The organism is Salinivibrio sp. AR640 (assembly GCF_001995405.1).
GTDB classification, from domain to species: Bacteria; Pseudomonadota; Gammaproteobacteria; order Enterobacterales; family Vibrionaceae; genus Salinivibrio; species Salinivibrio costicola.
The window spans coordinates 49860-65139 of sequence record NZ_MUFD01000021.1; the positions used below are offsets into that span (position 1 = coordinate 49860).

General features: G+C 51.2%; 10 protein-coding genes. 9 read left to right on the forward strand and 1 reads right to left on the reverse strand.

The features are described 5' to 3' along the window. The first annotated feature begins 11 nt into the window (after positions 1 to 11). The 5 genes from BZG75_RS11215 to kdsB are packed head-to-tail and all read left to right on the forward strand — an operon-like array spanning position 12 to position 6064. Positions 12 to 2309 carry a DNA internalization-related competence protein ComEC/Rec2 gene (locus tag BZG75_RS11215; RefSeq protein ID WP_077577014.1) on the forward strand — a complete coding sequence of 766 codons (2298 nt, stop codon included), beginning with the start codon at positions 12 to 14 and terminating at the stop codon, positions 2307 to 2309. Between the two features lie 43 nt (positions 2310 to 2352). Further along, on the forward strand, positions 2353 to 4107 hold the full coding sequence (gene msbA / locus BZG75_RS11220) for a lipid A ABC transporter ATP-binding protein/permease MsbA (RefSeq protein WP_077577016.1): 1755 nt from the start codon (positions 2353 to 2355) through the stop codon (positions 4105 to 4107). A 2-nt stretch (positions 4108 to 4109) separates the two neighbouring features. Beyond that, the gene (gene lpxK, locus BZG75_RS11225; protein WP_077577017.1) at positions 4110 to 5102 is read left to right on the forward strand and encodes a tetraacyldisaccharide 4'-kinase; all 993 of its coding nucleotides are present in this window, start codon (positions 4110 to 4112) and stop codon (positions 5100 to 5102) included. A gap of 12 nt (positions 5103 to 5114) precedes the next feature. Then, positions 5115 to 5297 carry a Trm112 family protein gene (locus BZG75_RS11230; RefSeq protein WP_077460625.1) on the forward strand — a complete coding sequence of 61 codons (183 nt, stop codon included), beginning with the start codon at positions 5115 to 5117 and terminating at the stop codon, positions 5295 to 5297. After that, positions 5294 to 6064, forward strand: a complete 771-nt coding sequence (gene kdsB, locus BZG75_RS11235) for a 3-deoxy-manno-octulosonate cytidylyltransferase (protein ID WP_077460624.1) — start codon at positions 5294 to 5296, stop codon at positions 6062 to 6064. The genes BZG75_RS11230 and kdsB overlap by 4 nt, the downstream gene beginning before the upstream one ends. A 129-nt stretch (positions 6065 to 6193) precedes the next feature. On the opposite strand, the gene elyC is transcribed toward kdsB, so the two are convergent. Beyond that, complete coding sequence (elyC, locus tag BZG75_RS11240) at positions 6194 to 6970, reverse strand: envelope biogenesis factor ElyC (RefSeq protein ID WP_021022808.1); 777 nt, start codon at positions 6968 to 6970, stop codon at positions 6194 to 6196. A 115-nt stretch (positions 6971 to 7085) separates the two neighbouring features. On the opposite strand from elyC, the gene cmoM reads away from it, so the two are divergent. The 4 genes from cmoM to mukB are packed head-to-tail and all read left to right on the forward strand — an operon-like array spanning position 7086 to position 14416. After that, positions 7086 to 7895, forward strand: a complete 810-nt coding sequence (cmoM, locus tag BZG75_RS11245; protein ID WP_077577025.1) for a tRNA uridine 5-oxyacetic acid(34) methyltransferase CmoM — start codon at positions 7086 to 7088, stop codon at positions 7893 to 7895. Next, complete coding sequence (gene mukF / locus BZG75_RS11250) at positions 7892 to 9256, forward strand: chromosome partition protein MukF (protein ID WP_077577019.1); 1365 nt, start codon at positions 7892 to 7894, stop codon at positions 9254 to 9256. The genes cmoM and mukF overlap by 4 nt, the downstream gene beginning before the upstream one ends. Then, the gene (gene mukE / locus BZG75_RS11255) at positions 9237 to 9968 is read left to right on the forward strand and encodes a chromosome partition protein MukE (RefSeq protein ID WP_021022806.1); all 732 of its coding nucleotides are present in this window, start codon (positions 9237 to 9239) and stop codon (positions 9966 to 9968) included. Before mukF ends, mukE begins: the two co-directional genes overlap by 20 nt. Next, a complete protein-coding gene (mukB, locus tag BZG75_RS11260) occupies positions 9965 to 14416 on the forward strand; it encodes a chromosome partition protein MukB (protein WP_077577021.1) in 4452 nt (1483 codons plus the stop codon). The genes mukE and mukB overlap by 4 nt, the downstream gene beginning before the upstream one ends. Positions 14417 to 15280: the final 864 nt, after the last annotated feature.

Genomic DNA, 15280 nt, shown 5'->3' on the forward strand with positions numbered 1-15280 from the left:
GAAATTACGCGATGAAGCTAACCTTTACGATAACCGCGGCACTGACTTTGCTATCACTACCATGGTGGCCGGTATTACCGCCGTTTTGGGTCTGCTCCATTACCTGTATTGTCTTTTTTTTCGGGGTGAAAACACGTTGGTGGTGGCTTGCAGGGAGCGCGCTGGGGCTCACTTGGGCTGTATTATCCGCAAACCTGTATCAAGCCAACGTGATCCACATCATTTCAAACCAAAAGGATACTACAATCACGGGCACTGTGGGCACCCTTTTTAGCGATAAAGCCGGCGCGCAAGCGATTATTTTTGATGTCGATAAAATTAATCAATCGAGATTGGCGCCTTTTCGTTCAGCGCGTGTACGTGTGTACTGGCAATCGGCACCTTTTCCTAAGCAGGGCGAGCGTTGGCAGCTGACTGTACGGCTTAAACCACCGTATGGCCGACTCAATGAAACCGGCTTTGATGCGGAAAAATATTATGTGGCTCGGCGAATACACGCCAAAGCCAGTTTAAAACAGGCCACACAATTAACCGATACCATTACTTGGCGTCAGCAGCTGCTTGATACCTTAACACCGACTTTATCACCACTTCGGTTTGGCCCTCACCTTTTAGCATTGAGTTTGGGCGAGCGATCGTGGCTGACTGCCGCCCATTGGGACACATTGACACAAAGTGGTTTGGCCCACTTGATGGCGATTTCAGGGTTACACATTGGCTTGGCTTATGGCATGGGGTGGCAACTTGGCCGTTGGGCGCGTGTTTGGCTGCCAGAGCAGCGTTTATTTACATGGTTGCCGCTCTATGTGGCACTCGGTGTCGCGATAGTCTATGCCGCACTAGCGGGATTTGCACTGCCAACCCAACGGGCATTGATTGCGCTGTTATTGGTGTCGGTGGCAAAGCGTCTTGGTGCCAGCGTCTCACCGCTTAATCTTTTGCAACTCACCGTGTTATTGGTACTTGCGCGTGATCCGTTAGCCGGCTTCTCGGTCAGCTTTTGGTTATCATTTTCGGCGGTCGGTGCCTTATGTCTTGCGCATTATGGCTTTTCGCGCTCATCCGGTTGGGGACAAGCGCCCCGGCGCTGGCACTGGCTGCGGCCGTTGAAGCAGCTGTTGGTCGTCCAACTTGTACTGCTGATTGGTATGTTACCGCTGCAACTCAGTTTTTTTTCTGGAGTGAGTGCGGCGGCAACGCCTATTAATCTGGTTGCGGTCCCGTGGGTGGGAATGATAACGGTACCGTTAGTTTTTATGGCCCTTTTTTTGTCAACGACTGGATTAGGGGGCGTGTTATGTTGGCAGTGGGCCAATATCAGTCTGATCCCGGTGATGGCACTGGCTGAAAATGCCTCAGCGAGTTGGTTGACTGTACCGGTGGCATCAATCGGATGGGCGTTTACTGTGATAGCGTTAGCGATAGGATTGTATGGTTGGCGGTGCCATCGATGCAGCGGCTTGGTCATTGTGTTTATCGTCGCGTTAATCACCTGGCGCGCGCCGAAAGCGGTGAACTGGCAAGTGGATGTGTTGGATGTTGGCCATGGTCTTGCGGTGTTGGTGAGTAAAAATGGAAAGGCCATCCTTTATGATACCGGCAATCGTTGGCAAGTGGGCGGCATTGCACAGGCGGTCATCGCGCCTATTTTAGAAAGTCGACACATTGAGCGCCTGGACGGTCTTATTCTCAGCCATGGCGACAGTGATCACGATGGCGGTGCCGATTTTATCGTCGCTCAATATTCACCGCGTTGGCGCCGTGCCAGTGAGGTACGCTCTGGCTATCAAACGTGTGTGGCAGGGCAGCGCTGGCAGTGGCAAGGATTAGACTTCGCCGCCTTATGGCCGCCAGAAGCAACGGCACCTGCAGACAATAATGACTCTTGCGTCATACGCATCTCTGACGGGGAATACAGCGTGTTACTGACCGGAGACATTGAGATAAAGGGAGAAGCAAATTTGCTTGCATCCTTGGGCGATCAAACGCAGCTGGACAGCGATATTATGCTGGTGCCGCACCATGGCAGTCGCTCTTCTTCTTCGCCTTCTTTTATTGGTGCGGTGAATCCTTCTTGGGCGGTGGCATCCACGGGGTTATTCAATCCTTGGCGGTTGCCCGCGCAACAGGTACGGGCCGCCTATGAGCACGCCGATGTGACGTGGTTAGATACCGCAGCCAATGGTCAAGTTCGTTGGCAGCGTGTCGACACGGGTTGGCAGTTAACGCGTTGGCGCCAAGATCGTCGTGCGGCTTGGTATCGTCAGATGTTTAAACGTCGGCCAGTAAATTTGGACGCAGACCGGTAAAAGAGTAGAATGCCGGTCTGTTTTACCCATCAAAACGATTTTAATGAGCGAATATCAAGATAAAACGACCTGGCAGACGTTTAAGCAACTCTGGCCCTATATTGCTAATTACAAACTAGGGTTAATCGTTGCCATTGTCGCCTTGGTAATGAACGCCGCCAGTGACACCCTGATGCTTTCCATGCTCGGCCCACTGCTTGATCAAGGCTTTTCTTACGATGACGTTGAGGGCGATTTCCTTAAATGGATGCCACTTTACCTCGTGATATTAATGTTGGTGCGTGGCTTATCAAGCTTTGTCTCTGCTTATTGCTTATCTTGGGTGTCGGGTAATGTGGTAATGACCATGCGTCGTCGCATGTTTAATCACTTTATGAAAATGCCCGTGAGCTTTTTCGACCAAGAGTCGTCAGGGGCGCTGTTGTCGCGTATTACCTATGACTCCGAACAAGTGGCGTCTGCAACCAGTGGCGCATTAGTGAGCTTGGTGAGAGAGGGCGCATCGATTCTTGGCTTGATGATCTTAATGTTTTGGTCAAGTTGGCAGTTATCCGCCATTCTTTTGGTTATTGCGCCGGTTGTCGCGATTTCCATTCAAGTGGTCTCTAAACGTTTCCGCCGTATTTCGTCGAATATGCAAGATGCAATGGGCTCGGTCACAAGCTCCGCGGAGCAAATGCTCAAAGGCCATAAAGTGGTCTTAAGCTATGGTGGCCAAGACGTCGAGAAAAAACGGTTTGAAAAAGTCAGTAACCGTATGCGTCAGCAAACCATGAAGCTGGTTTCGGCCCAGGCGATTGCCAACCCTGTGATTCAGCTTATCGCGTCAATGGCGCTGGTGGTGGTGCTGATTCTCGCCAACACCGAAGCCATTCGGTCAGAACTAACGGCAGGGACCTTTGCGGTGGTATTCGGTGCCATGTTTGGTTTGATGCGGCCACTGAAATCGTTAACCAACGTGACGTCGCAATTTCAGCGCGGGATGGCAGCGTGTCATAGCTTGTTTAACTTAATGGAACTTGAGACCGAGAAAGATACCGGCACCCATGAGGCCGAGCAGATTAACGGCGACATTAAAGTTGAAGACGTGGTCTTTACCTATCCATCACGAGAAGCGCCGGCACTGAATCATGTGAGTTTTGAGGTGCCCGCGGGGAAAACGCTGGCACTGGTGGGGCGGTCAGGTTCAGGGAAAAGTACCATTGCCAACCTTTTGACCCGTTTTTACGAGATAGACAGTGGCTCAATTACCTTAGATGGGATGCCGATTGAGCAATATACGTTGAGTAATCTGCGTCAACAGGTTGCGGTGGTGTCGCAGAATGTCCACCTGTTCAACGATACGGTGGCTAACAATATAGCCTATGCTGCGGCCGATCAATATAGCCGTGAGCAAATTGAGCATGCCGCTAAGTTGGCCTACGCAGACGACTTTATTCGCGGTATGGATGAGGGCTACGACACCATGATTGGTGAAAATGGCGTGAGCTTGTCGGGTGGACAGCGCCAGCGTATCGCCATTGCCCGCGCGCTGTTACGTAATGCGCCTGTTTTAATCCTGGATGAAGCCACCTCAGCCCTGGATACAGAGTCAGAGCGCGCGATTCAAGCTGCTTTGGATGAGCTGCAAAAAGATCGCACCGTACTGGTGATTGCTCACCGTCTATCTACCATTGAAGATGCCGATCAAATTTTGGTGGTAGATGAAGGTGAGATTGTTGAGCGAGGTAGCCATCAAGCATTGCTCGCGCACAACGGTGCCTACGCCCAACTCCATCGTATTCAGTTTGGTGACTAAGTATGCTGGATCAACTTTGGTTTGGCCATCAAGGATCCCTTTGGACGGCGCTATTACGGCCGTTTAGTGCTTTATTTGGTTTGATTGCTCGTCATCGGCGCCGCCAATATTTGCGCGGAAGATCGCCTTGTTATCGTGCGCCCGTTCCTGTGGTGGTTGTCGGTAATATCATGGTGGGGGGAAACGGTAAAACGCCCTTCGTGATCTGGCTAGTGGAGCAACTGAAAGCGCAAGGCTATCGTCCAGGCGTGGTCTCCCGTGGATATGGCGGTAAGTCAGACCAATACCCGTTACTGTTGACGCAAACGACATCGCCGAGAGCCGCCGGTGATGAGCCGGTGTTAATCGCTCGCCGCACCCAAGTGCCAGTGTGCGTTGACCCTGACCGCAGTGAAGCAGTGAAGCGCTTATTGCAAGAAGGCGTCAATATCGTGGTGACGGACGATGGCATGCAGCATTACCGTTTAGACCGTGATCTTGAAATCGTGATCATTGATGGTCAGCGCCGCTTTGGTAATGGTCACTACTTACCCCTTGGGCCCTTGCGTGAATCGGTCGATCGCCTCGACAGTGTCGACATGCTGATTAATAACGGCGGCACCACCCAGGGGCAAGAGTGGCCTATGCATTTGGTGGCCGGGCAAGCCACGAACCTTCGAACCGGTCAGGCTTGCCCTGCATCTATGTTACCGGGTGTGGTTGCCGTGGCAGGGATTGGTCATCCGCCGCGCTTTTTTGTCACGTTGCAACAAATGGGCGTGACGCCACTGTACAGCCAAGGGATTAATGATCACCAAACCCTCAGCGCCGAGGAACTGGACAGGCTGGCAAAGAAGGGGCAACATTTACTCATGACCGAAAAAGACGCGGTAAAATACCAAGGCATCGCACAAGATAACTGGTGGTATTTGCCGGTAGAAGCGAGTTTGCCGGAGGCTGCGGCCCAAGCTTTACTCGCCAAGATCGAACGTTTGACCAAAAACGCGAACAAATAAAAAAGGAACGCTATGGATCACCGCCTGCTTGAAATCGTGGCCTGCCCATCATGCCAGGGCAAATTGTTTTATAACCGAGATAATAACGAGCTGATTTGTAAATTCGATCGGGTTGCTTACCCTATTGTCGATGGAATTCCGGTACTGCTCGCGTCGGAAGCGCGCGATTTATCCTTGGAAGAGGTGCAAGGATGAGTCCGTTTTATGTGGTGATCCCAGCACGGTTTGGTTCAAGCCGTCTGCCAGGAAAGCCATTGGCTGAGATCGCGGGCAAACCGATGATCCAACATGTGTATGAGCGCGCGCAAGCCGCAGGGGCCAGTAAGGTCATTGTTGCAACAGACGACAAACGCATTGAGACTGCGGTACGTGACTTTGGCGGCGACGTATGCCTAACACGTGCTGACCATGAGTCAGGGACTGAACGCTTGGCGGAAGTGGTGGCACAATACGGTTTTGCTGATGATGACATCATTGTCAACGTGCAAGGCGATGAGCCTTTAATTCCGTCTGCAGTGATTGGGCAAGTGGCGGCGAATTTGAATCAGTATCCGCAAGCCCCGATGGCGACCTTAGCCGTTGCGATTGATGACAGTGAGCAAGTATTCAATCCCAACGTAGTTAAAGTCGTCACTGATCAGCAAGGGTTTGCGTTGTATTTCAGTCGTGCCACGATTCCCTGGGATCGCACTCATTTCGAGGCTGAATCTCCCGATATTCCAGACGCTTTACTCCGTCATGTTGGCATTTATGGCTACCGTGCGGGGTTCATTAGTCGCTACATTCATTGGACGCCAAGTCCGTTGGAAAAGATTGAGTCGCTTGAGCAGCTCAGAGTGCTTTGGCATGGTGAAAAAATTCATGTTGCGGTTGCCGCCGAAACGCCACCGCATGGGGTCGATACCCAAGCCGATCTCGAGGCGGTACGTGCGCATATCGCCGCCAATGGTGCAAGCGAATGACGCTAACGGCCAGCTGGTCGTAATCTCCTCGCTTGTCATGGCAATAAACGATAAAAAAGCCGCGAATGTTATCGCGGCTTTTTTCTTTTTTACCCGTTACCTTTTCTTGTTATCCGTTGTCTCTCGCTGTTACTTGGATGCCGGCTGTGCGATCAAATCACGAAGGCGTTGCCAGGCTTGACCGAGTCGCTCGTGCCAATAGCGCTCAAATTGCTCCAAGTATTGGGCGCGAGGGCTGTATTTAATCCATGGCTGTTTGATCTCTTTTTGCGCCATGAAGTTGGTCGGTGCAGGGATGGGATTAAGGCCTGCGCTTTGAAACTCATACACCGCACGCTCCATATGTGCGGCTGATGTGACTAACACCAGATTACGACTCCCCACCACAGACGCTGCTTGATACGCCTCCTCCCAGGTATCTTTTGCTGTTTCCAGTAACAAGATACTGTTTTTGTTGACACCCAGCGCCATCGCGACACGTGCCAACATGCGGGCGTGGCTCACCTCATAGCCGTGGTCATAGCCCGATAATATTAGTTTGGATGTCGGATACATCCGGTGAATTCGGATCCCTTCGGTCAGACGCATGAGCGCTGCACGCGAGAGTTCAGACGTTGGTGGTAATGCGTCATCTACCACATGACTGTTTCCAAGTACCATTACAAAGTCCACCGGTTTCTCTGTCGGGAGAAAAGCGGTGTATTGACGCTCAAGAGGGCGAAGTAACCCAGAGGCGACCGGTTGAAACGCAGTGAGAAAAATCCCAGCAAACGCGATGAAAATAACAAAAGATGCCAGCCTTTTACGCTGAGAGAACCAAAGCAGGCATAGCCCGAAAAGACCCAAGAGCAACAGCGCGGGCAAGGGCATTATCAAGGTTGAGATAAGTTTTTTTAATTCAAACATGCAATGTCGCCCGAAATATAGTCAAACGAGGCACAAATAATGCCATAAACCTTTATTAACGTAAGGCTTGTGACAGAATAAGCCTTCATACCACTCAATGATAACGAATGCCATTGTGACTGAGGATAAAAATTTCGACGACATCGCCCACAAATTTGTTAAAAACATTTATGGATCGGGCAAAGGCGAAATCCGTCAAGCGGTAATTTGGCACGACATCGAGCAGATGTTGCAGTGCTTTCCGCCGGATCAACCACTCCATATTTTGGATGCGGGTGGCGGCGTTGCACCGATTTCACAACCGCTGGCCGCTCGAGGTCACAGGGTCACTTTGTGTGATCTTTCTTCACAAATGCTCGAGTTAGCGCGTCAGGAGATTGAACAACAGGGCTTACTTGCGCAGTATCAGCTGGTCCACTCCTCGGTGCAGTCTATTGGTGAGCATTTGGCGTCACCCCCGGATGTGATTTTATTTCACGCGGTATTGGAGTGGGTCGCCGCTCCTGAGCAAGTGCTAAAAGATTTGCTCAGCCATTTACGGCCGGGTGGCGTCGCATCCGTGATGTTTTATAACCAAACCGGATTGCTGTTTAAAAACCTCGTATGTGGCAACTTAACCCATGTTGAACAGGGAATGCCGCACCGTAAACGGTTTAAACTGCAACCGCCCAAAGGGTTGCAGCCAGACAGTGTCTATCAATGGATGCAAGACAGTGGCATTAGCCTCAAAGGTAAAACCGGGGTGCGCACGTTTCATGACTACATGCGCGATACCAATATTGGTGATTTTACCTTTGAGCAGGTGCTGGCGTTGGAGCAACAACTTTGCCGCCAAGAGCCGTTTGTGTCTCTAGGGCGATATATTCATGTATGGGGGCAACATAATGCCTCCAGCCATCAAGATGAAAACAAGGACAACCGATGAGTGATCAGGCTCAGTCTTCTCAGCATGGGGAAGGCGACGCTCAGACCGTACCGGAATTGGTCAGTTGGGTTAAACACAATAACTTTGCACTTCAGCTGCCGCCCGAGCGCTTGGCATTTTTGCTGGCAATGGCGGTGATGAGCCAAGAGCGCTTAGACGATGAACTGAACGAACATGAATTAGTCGATGTTTTTCGGCTAGTGAGTGAACAGTTTATGGATGACGAGGGTGGCAGCGTCGGCAACATCGCTTTTCGTGCCAACAATGCTATCAATGAAATGGTGCAAGCGCGCTTATTAAGCCGTTTTACCAGTGAAATGACCGAGGGCGATAGCATTTATCGTCTGACGCCGCTCGCCCTGGGCATTGCGGATTATTATGCGCGCCACCGTGAATACTCGACGTTAAAGTTGTCTGTTCAGCTTTCAATGGTCGCGGATGAAATCGCTAAGGCACGCGGTGCGGCAGAGGAAGATGGCGATGCCGCCTTTTGGCGTCACAATGTGTATGGGATATTAAAATACTCGGTGGCCGATATCTTTGACCGTATCGATCTTAACCAGCGGGTGATGGATGAGCAGCAACAGCAAGTCAAAGACGATATTGCCGCCTTACTTACCCAAGACTGGCAAGCCGCTATCGCTAACTGTGAGCACTTGTTAAATGAAACATCCAATACGTTGCAAGAGCTGCAAGAAACGCTGCAAGCGGCGGGAGATGAGTTACAAAGCCAACTGTTAGAGATCCAGGAAGTGGTGCGGCAACGCGACGAGCTCGAGTTTGTCGATGCCATGGTTTATCGACTGCAGATGAAACTGGATCGGATCGTGAACTGGGGTCAGCAAGCGATTGATTTATGGATAGGTTACGATCGCCATGTGCATAAATTTATTCGAACCGCGATTGATATGGATAAAAATCGTGCGTTTAGTCAGCGCCTGCGTCAATCGGTCTCGGACTATTTGGATGCGCCGTGGTTTTTGACCTATGCGGATGCCGAGCGTTTACGCGACACCCGTGATGAAGCCTTGGTGTTACGTGATGATGAAGTCACCGGCGATATGCCAGAAGAAGTGACGTTTGAGCAGTTGGCTGTGGTTGATGACACCTTGTCACAGAAAGTTTCACAGATGCTCAACCGTCACCGAGAAACCGGACAAGCGATCGATCTCGGTCGTGTTCTTAAAGACTACTTAGCCGAGCACCCCCAAGCTCGCCATTTTGATCTCGCGCGCTTAGTGATTAATCAAGCGGTTCGGATGGGCTATTCCCAATCTGATCTTAACGCGATCCAGCCTGATTGGCAGGCGATTAACGACTTTGGAGCGAAGGTACAAGCGAATGTCATCGATAAATACTGAACAGCCAATGCCAGAGGAACTGGCCAAAGCCATTGCTAACCCTTTATTTCCGGCGTTGGATAGTGCATTACGCGCTGGCCGCCATGTTGCCAGTGACGATTTAGATAACCACGCCTTGTTGATTGAATTTGAGCAAGCGTTAAATATTTTTTATCAGCGCTATAACGCTGAGTTAGTGCGTGCGCCAGAAGGCTTTTTCTATCTGCGTCCGCGTTCTACCAGCCTTATCCGCCGCAGTGTCTTGTCGGAGCTTGATATGCTGGTCGGCAAAGTGCTGTGCTTTTTGTATTTGAGCCCAGAGCGCTTAGCCCAAGAAGGGATCTTCACCACGCAAGAATTGTTCGACGAGCTGATGGCATTGGCCGACGAGAAAAAACTGATGAAGCTGGTCACCCACCGTGCCACAGGCTCCGATCTCGACCGCGAGAAGCTGTTTGATAAGGTGAAAACCTCGCTGCGTCGCCTGCGTCGTTTGGGAATGATCTTGCCGATTGGTGAGGGCAATAAGTTTCGCGTTAGTGAAGCCACCTTCCGCTTTGGCGCCGATGTGCGCACGGGCGATGATCCGCAAGAAGCGCAGTTACGCTTAATCCGAGATGGCGAAGCTGTGGTCCATAGCCAAGAACATATTCAATCTAGCTTGCTTGATGATGCGTTTGATCAGGAAGCTGAGACGTCCGCAACACAACACACGGAGGAGCCGACAGCATGAGCCAGCGCGGTAAGTATCAATCACTCACCATGGTGAACTGGAACGGCTTTTTTGCGCGGACCTTTGATATCGATTCACTGGTCACCACGTTATCAGGTGGCAATGGCGCCGGTAAATCCACCACAATGGCGGCTTTTATTACTTCATTGATCCCCGATCAAACCTTACTGCACTTTCGCAATACCACGGAAGCAGGTAGCTCGAGTGCATCTCGGGACAAAGGTTTGCACGGTAAATTGCAACCAGGCGCCTGTTATGCGGCATTAGACGTGGTGAACTCGCGTCAACAGCGCGTGTTATTTGGCGTACGCCTACAGCAAGTCGCCGGTCGAGATAAGAAAGTCGATATCAAGCCATTTATCTTGCAAGGGTTACCGTCCTCAGTCTCACCTACTGATGTCTTGGTGGAAACTATAAATAACGGCCAAGCACGAGTGCGTCAGTTGAACGAAGTGAAAGACGCGGCCGGTGCGTATGAAACTGCGCATTTTAAAGCGTTTAGTTCGGTCACTGACTATCATGCGCAAATGTTTGAATTTGGCGTGTTACCTAAAAAGCTGCGTACGCAACAAGATCGTGGCAAATTCTACCGTCTGATCGAAGCGTCTTTGTATGGCGGTATTTCCAGTGCCATTACTAAGTCACTTCGTGAGTACTTATTGCCACAAAATGGTGGGGTTAAAAAAGCCTTCCAAGACATGGAAGTGGCGCTAAAAGAAAACCGCATGACGCTGGAGGCGATTAAAGTCACCCAGCGCGATCGGGATTTGTTTAAGCACCTGATCACCGAGGCGACCCATTATGTGGCTTCAGATTACATGCGCCATGCCAACGAACGTCGTACAAAGCTCGAACAGGCTTTGTCTTTGCGGGCTGAATTAAACGCCGCGCAGCAAACCTTGCAGCAAAAACAACAGCACGCTGAGGCCATGCGTGCCGAATTAAGTGAGTTGGAAGCCGGACAAGATCATCTTGAGCAAGATCATCAAGCCGCGGCGGACCACTTGCAACTGGTGCAATCGGCGATGCGTCAGCAAGAAAAAATCCAGCGTTATGAAGAAGACTTGCTTGAATTATCTGAGCGACTGGAAGAGCAAATCATGGTGGTGGAAGAAGCCACGGAAAAGCTCACCGAGGCCGAGTTACGGGCCGCACAAAGCGAAGAAGAAGTCGATAGCCTGAAAACGCAACTGGCGGACTATCAGCAAGCGCTAAATACTCAGCAAACGCGATCTTTGCAATATCAGCAAGCTGTAACGGCGCTGGAAACAGCCAGACGTCTCACCGACGATGACGCCCTAACCGTCGATGAGGCAGGGGCCTGCTTGCAAAGGCTCAAAACCGAAGAATCAGAGCAAACGGATCGCGTATTGTCGCTTAAACACAAGCGGGATCTGGCATCGGCAACGGCCAGTCAGTTTGCGCAAGGATTAAGTTTATTACAACGCATTGATCCGTCAGTGGCCCGGTCCGAGGCAGGAGAAAAAGCCAAGTATTGGGTAGAGCAGGGCCGCACCCGTCGCTATCTCGCCGACAGCCTCTCACAACGCCAATATGAACATCGCGAATTAACCCAACGTGTTGAACAGCAGCAAAAGGCCCGTCAGCTAGTTGCTGATTATCAGGCCCTAACGGATGAGCATTTGGCCGATAGTGATGCCGTGGAGCAAGCTGTTGCCTTGCAACAAGAAAAACGAGAGACCTTACAGCAAGAAAAAGAGGCTCAAGCCGAGCGGCTGCGCGAGTTATCACGTACCGAGGCAGCGATTGATGCGGACATTCGCGAGCTTGAAGGCAAAGCGCCCCGTTGGTTTGCCGCCAATGAGGCGTTGACCAAACTCGAAACCCAGACCGAGCAAACCTTGGCGGATAGCCAAGCGGTGATGGACGCCATGCATGCCACACATGAGTCAGTCCGTCAGCAGACCCATCATCAAGAGGAGCTTGCCCGCCAAAAAGCCGAGATAGAGCGGGCGATTGAACAGCTGGCGCAACCTGGTGGCAGTGAAGATTCGCAATTGCAAGGACTGGCAGAGACGCTTGGCGGAACCCTGCTCTCTGAGATTTACGACGATATTACCTTAGAAGATGCCCCGTATTTTAGCGCTCTGTATGGTCCAGCGCGTCATGCGATTGTGGTGCCGGATCTGAAAGGCGTAAAGGAGAAGCTGGCTTCGCTTGACGCGTGCCCAGATGATCTTTACATCATTGAAGGCGATGCGGACGCATTTGATGATCGCGTGTTTGATGCTCAAGAGCTGGGCGGTGCGGTATGTGTGCACCTGAATGATCGGCAAATGCGCTATTCACGCTTCCCAGAGACCCCGCTATTTGGCCGTGCGGCTCGTGAGCATCGGCTTGAGCAGCTCAGAGCACAACGTGATGCACTGGTAGAAGATTACGCGAAGGCCTCGTTTGATGTGCAAAAGTGGCAGCGTTTATCGCAAGCGTTTAGCCAATTTATTGCGGAGCACCTAACCGTTGCCTTTACGCCCGACCCCGAGCAAGCGATAGCGCGCTGCCGTGAAAAACGCGTGCAAACCCAGCGCGCGATAACTGAGAGTAAACAGACGCTGACGCAGCATGAGGCTGAGGTTTCACGTTGTCAGCAAGCCCTGCAATGCCTTGATAAGCTGCGTTACTGTGCCGACGCCCTGGCAGAATCCGAACTTGATGTTCGCTTGCAAACCGCGAATGACAACCTGCACGCGGCGAAACAGGCTAAAACGTTTATCCAGCAGCATGGAGAGACGTTGGCGTCCCTAGAAGGATACTTGGCCACATTGGAGAGTGATCCTGAGCAGTTTGATAAGTTGGAGCAAGCCTATCAAGAAGCGGATGAAGCCTTACAAGCGATTAAGCAACAGTTATTTGCCGTCGCCGACTTAGCGGAGCGCCGTCCTCATTTTGCTTATCAAGATGCGGCAGAGATGCTGACGCAAAGCAGTGAGTTAAACGAGCAACTGAAGGCCAAACTAAAAGACGCAGAGCAAGTTCGCCAACGTGAGCGTGATGCGCTAAAGCAGGTACAGGGGCAAAATAGCCAGTATCAGCAGCTGCTCGCGTCGCTTAAAAGTGCCCATCAGTCCAAGCAAGAGACGTTGAACGAGTTTAAACGTGAATTTGCCGAGTTAGGTGTACAAGCGGACGAAGAAGCTTTGATGCGCGCGCAGCATCGTCGCGATACCTTGTATGAGCAAATGCACCAAGCGCGACAGCGACATAGTGAGCTGTCACGTGGGATCACCTCGTTAGAGATGGAAACCAAGTCGCTGACCAAAGAGCTGCGTAAATCTCTCAAGCAGTATAAAGAACTGCGTCAGTTTGTGGTCAATGCCAAAGCAGGCTGGTGCAGTGTATTACGGATTGCGCGTGATAACGGCGTTGAAAAGCAACTGAACCGCCGAGAAATGGCGTATATGTCTGCCGAGGAATTGCGCTCATTGTCGGATAAGTCGTTGGGTGCCTTGCGCCTTGCCGTGGCCGATAATGAAATTTTGCGTGATGCTTTACGCGCGTCAGAAGATATCGGTCGGCCTGAGCGTAAAGTATTGTTTTACGTTGCGGTTTATCAACATCTGCGCGAGCGGATCCGCCACGACATTATTCGCACCGACGATCCAGTTGAAGCGATTGAAGAGATGGAAGTGGAGCTTGCGCGTCTGACCGAAGAACTCACGCAGCGTGAGCAGCGCTTAGCGATCAGCTCAGAGTCGGTCGCTAATATCATTCGTAAAACGATTCAGCGTGAACAAAACCGGATCCGCATGCTCAACCAAGGGTTGCAAAGTGTCGGGTTTGGTCAGGTTAAAGGCGTGCGTCTCAATGTCTCGATTCGTGACACCCATGCGCAGCTACTGATGGGCTTGGCCGAGCATGCCGATCAACACCAAGACTTGTTCGGCAATCCAAACCTGACCTTCTCAGAAGCGATGGCGAAGTTGTTCCAACGCCTGAATCCGCATATCGACATGGGGCAGCGTTCACCACAGACCTTAGGCGAAGAGTTGTTAGATTATCGCAATTTCCTCGAATTAGGCATTGAGGTGAATCGTGGTACGGACGGCTGGCTTAAAGCGGAATCCGGTGCGTTGTCGACAGGGGAGGCCATTGGTACCGGCCAAGCCATTTTGCTGATGGTAATTCAAAGCTGGGAAGAGGAATCACGGCGGTTACGCGGTAAAGACGTGATCCCATGTCGTTTGCTGTTCCTTGATGAAGCCGCGCGTTTGGATGCTAAATCGATCTCGACCTTGTTTGAGTTGTGTCATCGTTTGGATATGCAGCTGTTGATTGCCGCACCGGAAAACATCAGCCCAGAGCAAGGCACCACCTATAAATTAGTGCGTAAGATCTTTAACGATCGTGAGCATGTGCATGTGGTTGGCTTACGCGGTTTTGGTGAGGAGAAGCGTCGTGAGCTCGATGCTGAACCTGTTGTAGGCTAATTGAGCGAGACGCGAGTACGAGAAAGGCCAGCGTTTGCTGGCCTTATCAGTGATAGAGCATATTGAAGTCTGTTCGAAGCCTCAATTGGCGCTATTGATTTTGGTGATATAAGTCCAGTGTGGTATCGGATTTAAACCGATAAATGACATGATTAAATCCTAAGATCCGTTTTCTCAATACTCAGGAGAGCGATAACTATTTCTTGCACGCACTTCACACTTCAGCCAGTGCTAACCTAACGATTGCTCGTTCCCACGCTCCTGCGTGGGAATGCATACAATGACAAAATTTATACATCGATGGTGCCATTGGCGTAGGTGACACAAGCCCCGGCTAGATGTTGGATAAGTGCACATTGTCAACGGGCGCCTGTCACGATCGGCGCCAATTTTGACTCTAATGTCGGATGGCGCGCGGCGCAAATCACACCAAGCTTGCGCGATCGAGAAGGCGCTTATGCCGACCTACGCCTGATTTATACATCGGTGGTGCCATTGGCTACGATTACTCGTTCCCACGCTCCTGCGTGGGAATGCATACAATGACAAAATTTATACATCGATGGTGCCATTGGCGTAGGTGACACAAGCCCCAGCACGATGATGGATAGGTGCTCATTGCCAACGGGCGCACGGCGGAAATCACACCAAGCTTGCGCGATCGAGTTGGCGCTTATACCGACCTTGTATCTCTCCTGGAGTTGAGGTTAGCTACCTCTGTTCCGGTGAGTTTGGTGATGCTGATTCCGACCTTAGCACCTGATGCTGTTATGTAGATCAGCGCCCAGACTCTTTTGTTCTTATACATTGAATGGTATCCAAGCACCTGTTTTCAGTGATGCTGCATGTACAAGGGTAGTGAGA

Bases quoted from the DNA above. Each gene is read 5' to 3' on its own strand.
- elyC (WP_021022808.1), bottom strand. From the start codon at position 6,970: ATGTTTGAATTAAAAAAACTTATCTCAACCTTGATAATGCCCTTGCCC.
- msbA (WP_077577016.1), top strand. From the start codon at position 2,353: ATGAGCGAATATCAAGATAAAACGACCTGGCAGACGTTTAAGCAACTC.
- BZG75_RS11230 (WP_077460625.1), top strand. From the start codon at position 5,115: ATGGATCACCGCCTGCTTGAAATCGTGGCCTGCCCATCATGCCAGGGC.
- mukF (WP_077577019.1), top strand. From the start codon at position 7,892: ATGAGTGATCAGGCTCAGTCTTCTCAGCATGGGGAAGGCGACGCTCAG.
- lpxK (WP_077577017.1), top strand. From the start codon at position 4,110: ATGCTGGATCAACTTTGGTTTGGCCATCAAGGATCCCTTTGGACGGCG.
- mukE (WP_021022806.1), top strand. From the start codon at position 9,237: ATGTCATCGATAAATACTGAACAGCCAATGCCAGAGGAACTGGCCAAA.
- BZG75_RS11215 (WP_077577014.1), top strand. From the start codon at position 12: ATGAAGCTAACCTTTACGATAACCGCGGCACTGACTTTGCTATCACTA.
- kdsB (WP_077460624.1), top strand. From the start codon at position 5,294: ATGAGTCCGTTTTATGTGGTGATCCCAGCACGGTTTGGTTCAAGCCGT.
- mukB (WP_077577021.1), top strand. From the start codon at position 9,965: ATGAGCCAGCGCGGTAAGTATCAATCACTCACCATGGTGAACTGGAAC.